General features: G+C 67.9%; 19 protein-coding genes. 7 read left to right on the forward strand and 12 right to left on the reverse strand.

The window, feature by feature from the left end; translation table 11 throughout:
- Nucleotides 1-64: 64 nt before the first annotated feature.
- From hisF to hisB, 4 genes are read right to left on the reverse strand one after another with little or no spacing between them, the layout of a single operon-like run.
- Nucleotides 65-823 (reverse strand): imidazole glycerol phosphate synthase subunit HisF, encoded by a 759-nt coding sequence (gene hisF, locus O3305_RS21210; RefSeq protein ID WP_269574311.1) that lies wholly within the window; start codon nucleotides 821-823, stop codon nucleotides 65-67.
- Entirely contained in the window at nucleotides 820-1,548 is a 729-nt protein-coding gene (gene hisA, locus O3305_RS21215) for a 1-(5-phosphoribosyl)-5-[(5-phosphoribosylamino)methylideneamino]imidazole-4-carboxamide isomerase (RefSeq protein ID WP_269576579.1), read from the reverse strand. The genes hisF and hisA overlap by 4 nt, the downstream gene beginning before the upstream one ends.
- Nucleotides 1,549-1,556: 8 nt before the next feature.
- Nucleotides 1,557-2,162 (reverse strand): imidazole glycerol phosphate synthase subunit HisH, encoded by a 606-nt coding sequence (hisH, locus tag O3305_RS21220; RefSeq protein WP_269574312.1) that lies wholly within the window; start codon nucleotides 2,160-2,162, stop codon nucleotides 1,557-1,559.
- Nucleotides 2,159-2,746 carry an imidazoleglycerol-phosphate dehydratase HisB gene (gene hisB / locus O3305_RS21225; RefSeq protein WP_184170212.1) on the reverse strand — a complete coding sequence of 196 codons (588 nt, stop codon included), beginning with the start codon at nucleotides 2,744-2,746 and terminating at the stop codon, nucleotides 2,159-2,161. Before hisB ends, hisH begins: the two co-directional genes overlap by 4 nt.
- A 71-nt stretch (nucleotides 2,747-2,817) precedes the next feature.
- On the opposite strand from hisB, the gene O3305_RS21230 reads away from it, so the two are divergent.
- Nucleotides 2,818-3,306 (forward strand): SspB family protein, encoded by a 489-nt coding sequence (locus tag O3305_RS21230; protein ID WP_269574313.1) that lies wholly within the window; start codon nucleotides 2,818-2,820, stop codon nucleotides 3,304-3,306.
- Nucleotides 3,307-3,431: 125 nt separating this feature from the next.
- Here O3305_RS21230 and O3305_RS21235 read toward each other — a convergent pair whose 3' ends face one another.
- Complete coding sequence (locus O3305_RS21235; RefSeq protein WP_269574314.1) at nucleotides 3,432-4,112, reverse strand: PilZ domain-containing protein; 681 nt, start codon at nucleotides 4,110-4,112, stop codon at nucleotides 3,432-3,434.
- 157 nt (nucleotides 4,113-4,269) lie between these two features.
- On the opposite strand from O3305_RS21235, the gene fumC reads away from it, so the two are divergent.
- The 6 genes from fumC to O3305_RS21265 all read left to right on the forward strand — a co-directional run bounded on the left by fumC (nucleotide 4,270) and on the right by O3305_RS21265 (nucleotide 7,864).
- Entirely contained in the window at nucleotides 4,270-5,658 is a 1,389-nt protein-coding gene (gene fumC, locus O3305_RS21240) for a class II fumarate hydratase (RefSeq protein WP_269574315.1), read from the forward strand.
- 190 nt (nucleotides 5,659-5,848) lie between these two features.
- Nucleotides 5,849-6,043, forward strand: coding sequence for a hypothetical protein (locus tag O3305_RS21245; protein ID WP_269574316.1), 195 nt, complete (start codon nucleotides 5,849-5,851; stop codon nucleotides 6,041-6,043).
- Complete coding sequence (locus tag O3305_RS21250; RefSeq protein ID WP_269574317.1) at nucleotides 6,040-6,255, forward strand: hypothetical protein; 216 nt, start codon at nucleotides 6,040-6,042, stop codon at nucleotides 6,253-6,255. Before O3305_RS21245 ends, O3305_RS21250 begins: the two co-directional genes overlap by 4 nt.
- A gap of 36 nt (nucleotides 6,256-6,291) precedes the next feature.
- Nucleotides 6,292-6,942 carry a guanylate kinase gene (gmk, locus tag O3305_RS21255; RefSeq protein ID WP_184170200.1) on the forward strand — a complete coding sequence of 217 codons (651 nt, stop codon included), beginning with the start codon at nucleotides 6,292-6,294 and terminating at the stop codon, nucleotides 6,940-6,942.
- A gap of 23 nt (nucleotides 6,943-6,965) precedes the next feature.
- Entirely contained in the window at nucleotides 6,966-7,526 is a 561-nt protein-coding gene (locus O3305_RS21260; RefSeq protein WP_269574318.1) for a hypothetical protein, read from the forward strand.
- Entirely contained in the window at nucleotides 7,526-7,864 is a 339-nt protein-coding gene (locus O3305_RS21265; protein ID WP_269574319.1) for a DUF1428 domain-containing protein, read from the forward strand. The genes O3305_RS21260 and O3305_RS21265 overlap by 1 nt, the downstream gene beginning before the upstream one ends.
- On the opposite strand, the gene O3305_RS21270 is transcribed toward O3305_RS21265, so the two are convergent.
- The 7 genes from O3305_RS21270 to O3305_RS21300 form a co-directional block, all read right to left on the reverse strand.
- Nucleotides 7,861-8,538, reverse strand: a complete 678-nt coding sequence (locus O3305_RS21270) for an ATP12 family chaperone protein (RefSeq protein ID WP_269574320.1) — start codon at nucleotides 8,536-8,538, stop codon at nucleotides 7,861-7,863. The genes O3305_RS21265 and O3305_RS21270 overlap by 4 nt on opposite strands.
- Nucleotides 8,535-8,768 carry a hypothetical protein gene (locus tag O3305_RS21275; protein ID WP_269574321.1) on the reverse strand — a complete coding sequence of 78 codons (234 nt, stop codon included), beginning with the start codon at nucleotides 8,766-8,768 and terminating at the stop codon, nucleotides 8,535-8,537. The genes O3305_RS21270 and O3305_RS21275 overlap by 4 nt, the downstream gene beginning before the upstream one ends.
- Nucleotides 8,765-9,424: an HAD-IA family hydrolase gene (locus O3305_RS21280; protein ID WP_269574322.1), complete on the reverse strand. Its 660-nt coding sequence runs from the start codon at nucleotides 9,422-9,424 to the stop codon at nucleotides 8,765-8,767. The genes O3305_RS21275 and O3305_RS21280 overlap by 4 nt, the downstream gene beginning before the upstream one ends.
- Nucleotides 9,421-10,023 (reverse strand): FMN-binding negative transcriptional regulator, encoded by a 603-nt coding sequence (locus O3305_RS21285; protein ID WP_269574323.1) that lies wholly within the window; start codon nucleotides 10,021-10,023, stop codon nucleotides 9,421-9,423. The genes O3305_RS21280 and O3305_RS21285 overlap by 4 nt, the downstream gene beginning before the upstream one ends.
- Nucleotides 10,023-11,324, reverse strand: a complete 1,302-nt coding sequence (locus O3305_RS21290; RefSeq protein WP_269574324.1) for an RluA family pseudouridine synthase — start codon at nucleotides 11,322-11,324, stop codon at nucleotides 10,023-10,025. The genes O3305_RS21285 and O3305_RS21290 overlap by 1 nt, the downstream gene beginning before the upstream one ends.
- The gene (gene crcB, locus O3305_RS21295) at nucleotides 11,321-11,698 is read right to left on the reverse strand and encodes a fluoride efflux transporter CrcB (protein ID WP_269574325.1); all 378 of its coding nucleotides are present in this window, start codon (nucleotides 11,696-11,698) and stop codon (nucleotides 11,321-11,323) included. Before crcB ends, O3305_RS21290 begins: the two co-directional genes overlap by 4 nt.
- Nucleotides 11,699-11,868: 170 nt before the next feature.
- Nucleotides 11,869-12,603, reverse strand: coding sequence for a hypothetical protein (locus O3305_RS21300; RefSeq protein WP_269574326.1), 735 nt, complete (start codon nucleotides 12,601-12,603; stop codon nucleotides 11,869-11,871).
- Between the last annotated feature and the right edge of the window lie 19 nt (nucleotides 12,604-12,622).

Here is a 12,622-nt window from a genome sequence, read left to right on the forward strand (position 1 = left end):
ACATGCGGCATCTCCTCGCATGCCCGGGGTGGGCGATGCGAGTTTAGCCGAGATTGCTAACAAATTAAGACCGGACGGGGATGCCCGCCGCGGCCAGCGCGGCATGCGCGTCGGCGATGCTCGCCTCGCCGAAATGGAAGATCGAGGCGGCGAGCACGGCGCTGGCATGGCCCTGGGTGATGCCGTCGACCAGGTGCTGGAGGTTGCCGACGCCTCCGCTTGCGACCACGGGCACGGTCACCTGGTCGGCGATCGTGCGGATCAGCTCGAGGTCGTAGCCGTCCTTGGTGCCGTCGCGGTCCATCGAGGTGATCAGCAGCTCGCCGGCGCCGAGATGGGCGAGGGCGAGGGCGTGGGTGACCGCGTCGATGCCGGTCGGCTTGCGGCCCCCATGAGTGAAGACTTCCCAGCCATTCGCGGTGCGGCGCGCATCGACCGAGGCGACGACGCACTGGCTGCCCATCTTCTCGGCGATCTCCGCCACCACTTCGGGGCGCGAGACGGCGGCGGAGTTGACCGCGACCTTGTCGGCGCCGGCGAGGAGCAGCGCGCGGGCATCCTCGACACTGCGCACGCCGCCGCCGACGGTAAGCGGCATGAAGCAGACCTCGGCGGTGCGGCGGACCACGTCGAGGATCGTGCCGCGGGCCTCGTGGGATGCGGTGATGTCGAGGAAGCAGAGCTCGTCGGCCCCGGCCGCGTCATAGGCGCGGGCCTGTTCCACCGGATCGCCGGCATCGACCAGGTCGACGAAGTTGACGCCCTTGACCACGCGGCCATTGGCGACGTCGAGACAGGGAATGACGCGGGCGCGGACGGTCATGCCTTGCCCACCTCGATCGCCCATTTCAGGTCGAGCCGGCCGTCATAGAGCGCGCGACCGGTGATCACGCCCTCGACGCCGTCCGCGACGTGGGGGCGGAGCGCGTGGATGTCGGCGATGTCGGTGACGCCGCCGCTGGCGATCACGGGGATCGCGACGGCGCGGGCGAGCGCCACGGTCGCCTCTACATTGCAGCCCTTGAGCAGGCCGTCGCGGCCGACATCGGTGAAGAGGAGCGCGGCGACGCCGGCATCCTCGAAGCGGCGGGCGAGATCGACCACCGAGACATCCGACACATCGGCCCAGCCATGGGTGGCGACCATGCCGTCGCGCGCGTCGACGGCGACGACGATGCGGCCGGGATTGTCGCGGGCGGCTGCCTTGACCAGTTCGGGATTCTCCAGCGCCGCGGTGCCGATCACCACGCGCTTCACGCCGAGATCGAGCCAGCGGTCGATCGACTCGCGGTTGCGGATGCCGCCGCCGAGCTGGATATGGCCGCCAAAGCCGCTCTCGAGGATCGAGGCGACGGCAGCGCCGTTGACCGATTCGCCGGCAAAGGCGCCGTCCAGGTCCACCACATGCAGCCATTCGGCGCAGGCCTCGGCGAAGAGCTCGGCCTGGGCGGCGGGATTGTCGCCATAGACGGTGGCGCGATCCATATCGCCTTCGGCCAGACGGACGACCTGCCCGCCCTTGAGGTCGATCGCGGGGAAGATGATCAGGCCATTGTCTACGGACGCCACTGCAGGAACCTTTCGACCAGCGCGATGCCGTAGCGCTGGCTCTTTTCGGGGTGGAACTGGACGCCGATCATGTTGTCGCGGCCGATCGCCGCGGTGACCGGGCCGCCATGATCGGTGGTGGCCAGCACATCCTCGCCGGTGAAGGCGAAGCTGTGGAGGAAATAGGCCTCGCCCGGCTCGATCAGCGGGTGCGGCGCGGCGGGGATCACGTCGTTCCAGCCCATGTGCGGGACATGGACGGCAGGCGCGGGCACGATCGCGCGGACGGTGCCGGGGATCCAGCCGAGGCCTGGGTGCGTGCCCATTTCCTCGCCCTTGTCCGCCATCAGCTGCATGCCGACGCAGACGCCGAGGAAGGGGGCGCCCTGGGCGCGGACCCGGGTGTTCAGCGCCTCGACCATGCCGGGGATGTTGCGCAGCCCGGCCGCGCATGCCCCGAAGGCGCCGACACCGGGCAGCACGACGCGGTCGGCGTTCAGCACGGCCTCGGGGTCGGCGGTGACGGCGATATCGGTCGCGCCGGCGGCCTTCAGCGCGTTGTGGACGGAATAGAGATTGCCCGCGCCGTAGTCGATCAGCGCGACGGCGCTCACAGTACGCCCTTGGTCGAAGGGACCACGCCTGCCTTGCGCGGATCGATCTCGACCGCTTCGCGCAACGCCCGGGCGAGGCCCTTGAATGCGGCTTCGGCGATATGGTGGTTGTTGGTGCCGTACAGCGTCTCGACGTGCAGCGTCAGGCCGGCGGTCTGGGCGAAGCTGTGGAACCAGTGCTCGAACATCTCGGTGTCCATCTCGCCGAGTCGCTTTTGCGAGAATTCGGTCTTCCAGACGAGATAAGGGCGGCCGGAAATGTCGATAGCGACGCGGGTGAGCGTCTCGTCCATCGGCGACAGCGCATCGGCGTAGCGGCGGATGCCCTTCTTGTCGCCGAGCGCCTTGAGGATCGCTTCGCCGATCGCGAGGCCGGTATCCTCCACCGTGTGGTGCTGGTCGATATGGAGGTCGCCCACCGTCTTCACGTCGAGATCGATCAGCGAATGGCGGCTGAGCTGCTCGAGCATGTGATCGAAGAAGCCGATTCCCGTGGAGATGGAATAGGCTCCCGTCCCGTCCAGGTTGACGGTGACGTCGACGGCGGTCTCGCTCGTCTTGCGGCTTACGGTGGCGGTGCGCATCGCGACCCCCATAACGAAGCTTGCCGCGCATGCAATCTTGACCGTGCGGCGGCAGGCGCTACCCAAGGGGCATGACCGGCAACGTGCCCGATAGCCTGATTCCCTATGATGAGATCGTGCAGGAGGCCCTGCGCGCAGTCGTCGGCCGCGTGCTCGGCTCGGTTGCCGATTCGGGCGGCAACCTGCCCGGCGGGCATCATTTCTACATCACCTTCAAGACGCATGCGCCGGGTGTCGACATCCCGCAGCGGCTGATCGATCGGTTCCCGGACGAGATGACCATCGTCCTGCAGCACCGATTCTGGGACCTGAAGGTGGACGACAACAAGTTCTCGGTGGGGCTGAGCTTCAATCAGATCCCGGCGATGCTCAACATCCCCTTCTCGGCGATCACCGGCTTCCACGATCCGGCGGTGAACTTCGAGCTGCGCTTCCAGGCGGCCGAAAATGGCGACGAGCCCGATCCGCAGCATGAGGAAGCGGAGAATGACGGCCCGGCGGCAAAGCCGGTCGAGGACGGCTCGAACGTCGTCTCGGTGGATTTCAAGCGGAAGAAGTAGGGCGCGCGTCGGCGCGTCGTTTCCCTGACAATGGTGTTCCCCGGCGAAAGCCGGGGCCCAGGGTTTCTCTGTCGTGTCGCTTGTGACCTTGGGCCCCGGCTTTCGCCGGGGAACCAAGGTGGTTGTTAGCCGTCGTTCGCGCTCGACGGGCGCATCAGGCGGGCGCGCAGGTCCTGCATCGCCACCGCCTGGGCCGCGGCGCCGGGGTCTTCGGCGCTGAGGATCGAGCCGAGATGCTCGAGGATCTGGCTGGCGCGATCGAGATTCTGCAGCGCCTCGAGATGCTGGGCGATGACGTGGGGGTCCTCGACCAGCCGTCCGCCCAGGCTGTCGAGCAGCTCGCGGACATGGAAGACTTCCTCGACCAGCCGCTGGCCGAGATCGGCCATGGCGGGCGCGGCCGGCGGCGGGGCGGGCTCGGCGGGCAGCGCGGCGCCGCTGCGCACCGCATCCTGGATCGCGTCGACCCGTGCCTGGCCGCGATAGCCGTCGAAGCTGGCGATGCGGTTGCCGGAGATCCATTCGTCGACGGTGACGGCACTGTGATCGAAGGCGACGCCGCAGCGGCCCTCACCCTGCCAGACTACGCGGGCGGGCATCTCGATCTCGGCGCGGCGCAGCACCAGGTGGGTGCCGGTGCGCGGCAGCACGGCGCCATCGAGCATCGCGCCGCCTTCGGAAAGATTGCGGATGCGGACCTGCACCTTGAGCGCATCCGCTTCGATCGCGGCCGCCAGGAACAGGTTCTTGCGCGGCGCGCGCTCCTGCGATCCGTTGGAAGAGGGAAGATGTGCGCCGGCGTGCATGAGTCCATTGTAAGAAGCCAGATTTGGATAGTTGGTTAACGGCGCTCAAAATTCCTGTGCTGCCAGACACCTGCGCGGGGGTGCTGGAATCGCGGTGGGCAAGGGGCTAGAGCCGCCGCGACTCCGCGAAAGGCGGATCCAGAATGAAAGGCACCGTGTGACCACTCGCACCGAAACCGACTCGATTGGCGCAATCGAAGTCCCCGCCGACGCCTATTGGGGCGCCCAGACCCAGCGTTCGATCGAGAACTTCCCGTTCGGCGCGATGGAACGCATGCCGCTGGGCATCGTCCACGCCCAGGCGATCGTGAAGCAGGCCGCGGCGCGGGTGAACCGCAAGCACGGCATGGACGCCAAGATCGCCGACGCGATCGAGGCGGCGGCGCAGGAGATCGTCGCGGGCGACCTGGACGACCAGTTCCCGCTGGTGATCTGGCAGACCGGCTCAGGTACCCAGACCAATATGAACGTCAACGAAGTGATCGCCGGCCGCGCGAACTTCGTGCTGGCGGGCACCAAGGGCGGCAAGTCGCCGGTGCACCCGAACGATCACGTCAATATGAGCCAGTCGTCGAACGACAGCTTCCCGACCGCGCTGCACGTCGCGGCAGTGATCGCGACCTACAAGACGCTGATCCCGGCGCTCGACCAGCTGACCGCCTCGCTGACCGCCAAGGCCGAGGCCTGGGACCACATCATCAAGATCGGCCGCACCCACACCCAGGACGCGACCCCGCTGACGCTCGGCCAGGAATTCGGCGGCTATGCGGCGCAGCTGATCAGCTGCAAGGCGCGGATCGAAGGCGCGCTGAACGGCAACCTGCGCAAGCTGGCGATCGGCGGCACCGCGGTCGGCACCGGGCTCAACGCGCCGGAGGGCTGGGCCGAGGACATGTCGGCGGCGATCACCGACATTGCCGGCCAGCAGTTCGAGCCGGCACCGAACAAGTTCGAGCAGCTGGCGGCCAAGGATGGCCTGGTCTTCTTCTCGGGCGCGCTGAACACGCTGGCGGTGGCGCTCAACAAGATCGCCAACGACATCCGCTTCCTCGGTTCGGGCCCGCGCTCGGGCCTGGGCGAGCTGTCGCTGCCGGCGAACGAGCCGGGCAGCTCGATCATGCCGGGCAAGGTCAACCCGACCCAGTGCGAATCGCTGACGATGGTCGCGGCGCAGGTGATCGGCAACAACCAGGCGGTGACCGTCGGCGGCATGCAGGGCCATTTCGAGCTCAACGTGTTCATGCCGCTGATCGGCGCGAACGTGCTGCGCTCGATCTCGCTGCTGTCCATCGGCATGACGAGCTTCGCCGAGCGCTGCGTCGACGGGATCGAGGCGAACGAGTCGCAGATCAAGGCACTGGTCGACCGCTCGCTGATGCTGGTGACCGCGCTGGCGCCGGCGATCGGCTATGACAACGCCGCCAAGATCGCGAAGAACGCGCACGAGAAGGGCCTGACGCTCAAGGAAAGCGGGCTGGCGCTGGGCCTCGTCGATGAGGCGACGTTCGACCAGTATGTGCGTCCCGAGACGATGATCGGGCGGTAATTTCCCGCTTCCCCTCCCTGCAAGGGAGGGGATCGAGGGGTGGGTAGGGGCCTGGCGATACGGAGCCGTATCGCCAGGCCCTTTCCGTATCGCGAGCATTCTACCCACCCCTGCCCCCTCCCTTCCAGGGAGGGGAACTTCAGCCCTTCTCAATCGCTTGCTCTTCGTAACCACTTACGACGGAGCAACCATGATCGGGGACGCAATCGCAGGCTGGATCGGCAACCGCATCGACCGTGCGGACGGTGAGGGCGGGACGCTCGGCGCGATCGCCGGGGTGCTGACCTGGAAGGCGGCGAAGAAGATCGTGCCCGCCGCGATCGTGATCGGCGGCGCGGCCTATGCCTATCACCACTTCACCAGGGGCCGACAGGAAGCCGCATGATCGGCAAGCTGCTCGCCGCCTTTATCGGCAACCGGATCGACCGCTCGGATGGCAAGGGCGGCGTGAAGGGGGCGCTGATCGGCCTCGGCGTCGAGCGGCTGCTGGTGCGGATGGGGCCGGTCGGCTGGGTGCTGGCGGCACTTTTCCTGGTGTTGCGCTTCGTCTGGCGGCTGATTTTCCCGAAACGGAAGGTCCGTTACGTCCGGTCCTAGCTTGACGGGGGAGCGACTCCCACGCCAAAGGCACCCATGCCCCATTCCACCGAGACCGACCCGCACGGATTCAAGCGACGCGGCGTATTGTTCGTGCTGTCCTCGCCTTCCGGCGCCGGCAAGTCGACGATCGCGCGCAAGCTGCTTGCCGCCGACGAGCATCTCCAGATGTCCGTTTCCGTCACCACCCGCGCGATGCGGCCGGGGGAAGTGGACGGCGTCGACTATCATTTCGTCGATCTCGAGCGGTTCCGCGAAATCGCGAACAACCATGAGTTCCTCGAATGGGCGCATGTGTTCAACCACCGCTACGGCACGCTGCGCTCGACCGTGGAGGAGATCCTCGACTCGGGCCGCGACGTGCTGTTCGACATCGACTGGCAGGGCGCGCAGCAGCTGTTCCAGCTGGCCGGCGGCGATGTGGTCCGCGTGTTCATCCTGCCGCCGTCCTTCGTCGAACTGCGCCAGCGGCTGGTCAATCGCGCGACCGACTCGATCGAAGTGATCGACGCCCGCATGGCGCGTGCGGCCGCCGAAGTCAGCCACTGGGACGGCTATGACTATGTGCTGGTCAATGACGATGTCGACCAATGCTACCGCTCGGTCCACACGATCCTGAACGCCGAGCGGCTCAAGCGCTCGCGCCAGACGGGCTTGATCGGATTCATCCGCGGGTTGATGAAGTAACCTTCCCAACGGGGGAGGTTATGATGGCTAGACTGTTGCTCGGCGGAGTCCTTGGTGGGCTCGCAATGTGGCTGGTGGGCTTCATCTTCTGGGGTACGCCCCTCAGCCTGCTCGCGCTTTCCAAGACGGACGATGCCGCGAGCGCGGCGCTTCATGCGGCGCTGGCGCAACATCTCGGGCCCCTCGGCACCGGCGCCTATCCGGTGCCCTGGTCCTATACGCCCGCAGGCACCGCGCTCTACGGCCAGGGACCGGTGGCGATGATCCTGTTCAACCAGCATGGCTTCGCGGCGTTCGACGCGAGCGCGCTGTTCGGCGGGCTGATCCTCGCCATAGTCTGCGTGCTGGTCGCGGGCTTCGCGCTGCGCCTGGTGGCAGCGAGCCTGGACTTTGCCGATCGGCTGAAGCTGGTCGCGATCATCGCGGTGGCGGTGACCGCCTATTCGGATCTCGGCCAGCCGATCTTCAACCACGCGCCCTGGGGCTATTTCACCTATCTGTGGATCAGCGACGTGGCGAGCTGGGTCGCGGCGGGGGCGGTGCTCGCCTGGGCGCTGCCGCGGCCGGTGCCGACGAGCGCCTGATGTATATCTGCGCACTGGTGATCCCGGTGCCGGAGGCGAAGCGCGAGGCCTATCGTGCATGGGCCGAGCGGGGCGCGGCGATCTTCAAGGCGCATGGCTGCGTGTCGATCACCGAGGCCTGGGAGGATTTCGTGCCCGACGGCTCGGTGACCGACTTCCGCAAGGCGGTAGCGGCCGAGCCGGGGGAGAAGATCGTCATCTCCTGGCAGGTCTGGCCCGACAAGGCGACGCTCGATGCCGCCGAGGAGGCGATGCACGCAGACGGCAGCCTGGAGGTGGAGGGAGAGATTCCCTTCGATGCCAGGCGGCTGATCCTGGGGTGCTTCCGGGAGCTTTAGAGCAGCCCGAGGAACTTCACCCCCGCCATGAACTCCGCGCGGCGGTTCTCGCGGGCTTCGAGCGCAAGCGCGTCCTCGCCCCACAGTTCGGCCTGCCACAGCTCGTCGACATGCGCGGCTTGCCACAGGGTCTCGGCTTCGACCGCGCCCTTGAGCAGCGCCAGCGCGCCGACCAGCGTGCCGCTGACCGTTACCACCGGCGACAGGCCGGCGAGGCGGAAGGCGTCGAGCGCGTGCACCGCTTCGGACAGCCGGGCGAGCGTGGCTTCGGGCTGGGGCTTGTGCATCACGCCGGCGGTGGTCTCGAAATGCACGTCATAGCGGCCGCGCGCCCAGTCGAGCAGCGGGTCCCAGGCCTCGGCCTGGCGCTCGACCAGCTGGATGGGATCCTCGGCCCGGTAATAGAGCAGGTCGCTTTCCCCATAGGCGGCGAGGCCGGCGGCGAAGGTCGCGGTGTCGGGCGCTATCCGGTCGATCGCGGCATTGGCGAGGCCGGTGAGCGGCATCGCGCGGGGATCGATCGTCTCGCCCACCGCGCGCCATTCCTCGGCCACCGCTTCGGCAAGCGCGGGAGTCGGCAGGGCGAGGGGCGCGCGACCCGGCGTGCGCACCGGCTTGCCGTCGAGTGCCACCTGGCCATTCTCGACGGTAACTTCCTTCCAGAAACGCTTCATGCTTCGGGTGTTGCCTCCACGGGGGTCTTCCAGCGCCGGGCAAGGAAGCGCGGCACCACCGCCATGAAATAGAGCGAGGCGAGCAGGATGGCACCCCCGAACACGGTGACGCCGTAATTCTGCGCGCGCCCGGCGATCAGCAGGCCGAGCACCGCGCCGGCGGTGCCGAGCATGTTGAGCGCGACGATCATGTAATAGCGCTTGCGCGCCAGCTGCTCGGCCTCGGTCATATCCGCTCCAGATGCGCGAAGAGCTGGCTGGCGTGGTCGGCGAGCCCATGGGCGCCGGCGCCGAGCAGCTCCTCGGATGTGTGGTATCCCCATAGCACACCAAGCGCATGCGTGCCAGCGGCACGGGCCATCGCCATGTCGAAGCTGGTGTCACCGATCATCGCCGTGGTCTCGGGCGCGGCACCGGCCTCGGCGATGGCAAGCTCGAGCATCGCGGGGTGCGGCTTGGACGGATGGCGATCGGCGGTTTGCAGCGTGATGAAGCGGTGCCGGATGCGGTGATGCTCGAGGATCAGGTGCAGCCCGCGATCGGACTTGCCGGTGGCGACGCCGAGCAGCCAGCCGGCGGCGTCGAGCGCTTCGATCGTCTCGAGGATGCCGTCGTAGAGCGGTTCGGGATCGAGCGCGGCGCTCGCCCGCATCGCGTGGAAGGCGCGCTTGTACTCCTCGGCCATCGCTTCGTGCAGTGCCGGATCGGCCTCGGGCAGCAACTGCGCGATGGCGGGAACCAGGCTGAGCCCGACGATGCGGCGGATGGCGTTCCGATCGGGCGGATCGAGCCGGTGCGCGGCGAAGGTCGCTTCCATCGCGCGGCAGATATTGGCCTGCGAATCGACGAGTGTGCCGTCGCAATCGAATACGGCGAGGCGGTTCATTTCGCGCCCCGCATCAGCGCGGCCATCGCGCGGCGGCCCAGGGCCTCAAGCGCATCGGCGGCGGCGAGGCGGGCGGCATCGGGCTTGTTCTGGCCGAGCTTGAGCGTGCCGCGCCAGGCCTGGACCTGCAGCCGATAGCCGGTGATCGCAGTCAGCATCTTGGCGATCTTCGCGGGATCGACCTTGTCGCGCTTCCATTCGGGCTTGGGCGCGAGGCGGCGCTCCTGCTCGTGCGCAAGCGCATCGAGATGCTCGAGCAGCCCGGCATCGTCCATGCGGGAGACATTCCCCTCAAGCTCGACCGCGACATAGTTCCAGGTCGAGACTTCGTCCGGACCCATGCCGTACCAGTCAGGGCTGACATAGGCGTCCGGCCCCTGCAGGCTGAACAGGGCGGTGGCGCCGTCGAGATGCTTCGCGATGCGGTTGCCGCGCGAGACGTGGAAGGCGAGCGTATCGTCGTCGAGCCAGACCACCGGGACATGCGCGACGCGTGGACCCTCGGGCGTCGATGCGAAAAGCGCGCCGAAGCCGATGTCGCGGACCAGATCGCGGATCGCCGGGCGGTCTTCCCAGCGGAAGGCCGGATGCGGGTGCATCAGCGGCTCCGCGGCGGGCCGCTGCGTCCGCCGCCGGGCTTCGCACCACCACCACTGCGCGGGCCGGGCCGGGCGCCGGGCTTGCCTGCGGGCTTGCCGGTGGCGGGCTTGCGCGCGCCGGGCTTGGCGCTACCGGGCTTGGCCGCGGGCGCCTTGCGGGTGCTCGGCTTGCCGCCGCTGCGGGGTGCGGGCTTGTCGCCGGTCGGGCCTTCGCCGCGGCCGCGCCGCTCGCCTCGACGCTCCTTGCGCACCGACTTGGCATGCGCGCGGGCATTGGCCTTGAGCTGTTCCTTCGTCATCGGCGGCGGACCGTCATCGAGGTGGAGCGCATCGCCCTCCGCTTCCTCGAAGCCGAGCGTACGCAGCGATTCGGCGAAATGGTGCGGTAGCGATGCGCGCACGTCGATCCGCTCACCATCGGGATGATCGACGCGGAGGCGGCGGGCGTGGAGATGCATCTTGCGGCTGATACCGCCCGTCAGGAAGGCTTCGGCCCCGCCATATTTGCCGTCGCCGACGATCGGGAAGCCGATCGCCGCCATGTGGACGCGCAGCTGGTGAGTGCGCCCGGTAAAGGGCTGGAGCTCGACCCAGGCGGCATGATTGCCGGCGCGCGCGATCACCCGGTAGCGGGTGCGGGCGGGCGAGCCCTCCTTCTCGTCGACATGCATCTTCTCGCCGCCGGTGCCCGGCTGCTTGCCGATCGGCAGCTCGATCATGCCGTCCTCGATGCTCGGCACGCCGACGATCAGCGCCCAATAGACCTTGCGCGCGGTGCGGCTGGAGAAGCTCTTCGAGAAGGCCGCCGCCGCGCGGGCGGTGCGGGCGACGAGCAGCGCGCCCGACGTATCCTTGTCGAGCCGGTGGACGAGCTTGGGCCGGCTCTCCATGTCGTACTGGAGCGCATCGAGCAGCTCGTCGACATGCTCGGTGGTCTTGGTGCCGCCCTGGGTGGCGAGGCCGGGGGGCTTGTTGAGCACGAATGCCGCATCGTCCTGGTGGATCACCATCGAGCGGGCGAAATCGATCTGCTCCTCACTCAGATTGACGACGCGCACGCGCTTCGGACGGCCGGGCTTGTCCGGCGCCGGCGCCTCGGCCGGAGGGACGCGGATGACCTGGCCCATCGCGACATGGTCGCCGGGCTTGGCGCGCGCACCGTCGATGCGCAGCTGACCGGTGCGCGCCCAGCGGGAGACCAGGTTGAAGCTGGTATCGGGCAGGTGCCGCTTGAACCAGCGATCGAGGCGGATGCCGTCGTCATCGGGCTTGACGGTGAACTGGCGGACGGCGTCTGTCATGGAAGGGCTCGCAAAATGCTGAGGCCGGCGAACAGCGCGAGGGCGGAACCGACCACGGAGGCAAGGATATAGCCCAGCCCCATGCCATAGTCGCCGCGCTCGATCATGTTCATCAGGTCGAGGGTGAAGGCAGAGAAAGTCGTGTAGCCGCCGAGCAGACCGACGCCGATCAGCAGGCGCCACTGCTCGCCGCCCTGGCCGATCTTCGCAAGCGTGCCCGCGAGCATGCCCATCAGGAAGCCGCCGATCAGGTTCACGGCCAGCGTTCCCCACGGATAGTCCGGCCCGAACCAGCCGAGCGTGAGCTTGCCGGTAAGATAGCGCGCCGCGGAACCGAAGGCGCCGCCGAGCATGACGAGGAGGATGGGGGGCATCCGCAGCGGTTAGCGCGGAATCGGGGAGAGGGGAACCTTGCTGTTGATCACCCTGTCCACTTCGTCATGCTGAACTTGTTTCAGCATCCAACTTTCCCCCGGCGATGTTGCTTGAGGCACGTTGGGCCCTGAAACAGGTTCAGGGTGACGATGTGCTTTGAACAGCGGGCTTAGATCCCGTTGTTGGCGACCATGTCGATGTCCGTGCCGCCATCGGGGCGGGTGGTCAGGAACAGGACGTACGCCCCGCCATCCTTGTCGCGGGTGCCGCCCAGGATGTGCTCCTTGCCGTCGACCTGATGTTCGCCGGTGTACCCGCCGCGGATCGCCTTGGTGTAGTACCAGTCGAGCATCACCTGCATCGGCTGGGGCGATGAGAAGCTCACCACGCGCAGCTGGCACTGGCCGGCGGTGCTGCCGGCGGCTTCGGTGACGCGGGCCTGGGGATAGAGCGGCAGGTCCTTCGGCAGGCGCTGCGCCCAGCCAGCTGCATATTGCAGCGAGGCGGCGCACTGGTTGCTCTTCGGATCCTTCTGGCGGGCGGCGAGACCGCCGAGCGTGACCGCATCGCGCGCGGCAGAGCACTGGGTGCAATCCTTGGTCGCCTGGGTCGGGGCAGGCGTCTTAAGCAGCTGGCCATTGTCGATCTTGCTGCCGTTCGCCGCGACATTGTCGTTGGGCACGCCGCCCGAATAGGGCTGGGCGGGCGGGCGGATCGCGTCGCCATTGGCCTGGCGGCCGAGCTGGGGATCGACCATGATCTGGCCCTGCAGCGCGCTGGCCAGCGCCGGATCGGCGGCATTGCCGCTCTCGGTATCCGAAACATCGCCCAGGCTGCCATTATTGCCGCATCCCGCGAGCGCGAGGGGCAGGGCAAGCAACAGGACATTAACGCGGCGGGCCATCTTCACACGCTCCTTTGGC

The sequence above is a fragment of the Sphingomonas sp. NIBR02145 genome (assembly GCF_027359115.1).
Taxonomy (GTDB): Bacteria; Pseudomonadota; Alphaproteobacteria; order Sphingomonadales; family Sphingomonadaceae; genus Sphingomonas; species Sphingomonas kyeonggiensis_A.

Excerpts from the sequence above, each read along its gene's own strand:
- hisF (WP_269574311.1), bottom strand. The coding sequence starts at position 823 with ATGACCGTCCGCGCCCGCGTCATTCCCTGTCTCGACGTCGCCAATGGC.
- hisB (WP_184170212.1), bottom strand. The coding sequence starts at position 2,746 with ATGCGCACCGCCACCGTAAGCCGCAAGACGAGCGAGACCGCCGTCGAC.
- O3305_RS21230 (WP_269574313.1), top strand. The coding sequence starts at position 2,818 with ATGACCGGCAACGTGCCCGATAGCCTGATTCCCTATGATGAGATCGTG.
- O3305_RS21235 (WP_269574314.1), bottom strand. The coding sequence starts at position 4,112 with ATGCACGCCGGCGCACATCTTCCCTCTTCCAACGGATCGCAGGAGCGC.
- O3305_RS21245 (WP_269574316.1), top strand. The coding sequence starts at position 5,849 with ATGATCGGGGACGCAATCGCAGGCTGGATCGGCAACCGCATCGACCGT.
- O3305_RS21250 (WP_269574317.1), top strand. The coding sequence starts at position 6,040 with ATGATCGGCAAGCTGCTCGCCGCCTTTATCGGCAACCGGATCGACCGC.
- gmk (WP_184170200.1), top strand. The coding sequence starts at position 6,292 with ATGCCCCATTCCACCGAGACCGACCCGCACGGATTCAAGCGACGCGGC.
- O3305_RS21260 (WP_269574318.1), top strand. The coding sequence starts at position 6,966 with ATGGCTAGACTGTTGCTCGGCGGAGTCCTTGGTGGGCTCGCAATGTGG.
- O3305_RS21265 (WP_269574319.1), top strand. The coding sequence starts at position 7,526 with ATGTATATCTGCGCACTGGTGATCCCGGTGCCGGAGGCGAAGCGCGAG.
- O3305_RS21270 (WP_269574320.1), bottom strand. The coding sequence starts at position 8,538 with ATGAAGCGTTTCTGGAAGGAAGTTACCGTCGAGAATGGCCAGGTGGCA.
- O3305_RS21275 (WP_269574321.1), bottom strand. The coding sequence starts at position 8,768 with ATGACCGAGGCCGAGCAGCTGGCGCGCAAGCGCTATTACATGATCGTC.
- O3305_RS21280 (WP_269574322.1), bottom strand. The coding sequence starts at position 9,424 with ATGAACCGCCTCGCCGTATTCGATTGCGACGGCACACTCGTCGATTCG.
- O3305_RS21285 (WP_269574323.1), bottom strand. The coding sequence starts at position 10,023 with ATGCACCCGCATCCGGCCTTCCGCTGGGAAGACCGCCCGGCGATCCGC.
- O3305_RS21290 (WP_269574324.1), bottom strand. The coding sequence starts at position 11,324 with ATGACAGACGCCGTCCGCCAGTTCACCGTCAAGCCCGATGACGACGGC.
- crcB (WP_269574325.1), bottom strand. The coding sequence starts at position 11,698 with ATGCCCCCCATCCTCCTCGTCATGCTCGGCGGCGCCTTCGGTTCCGCG.
- O3305_RS21300 (WP_269574326.1), bottom strand. The coding sequence starts at position 12,603 with ATGGCCCGCCGCGTTAATGTCCTGTTGCTTGCCCTGCCCCTCGCGCTC.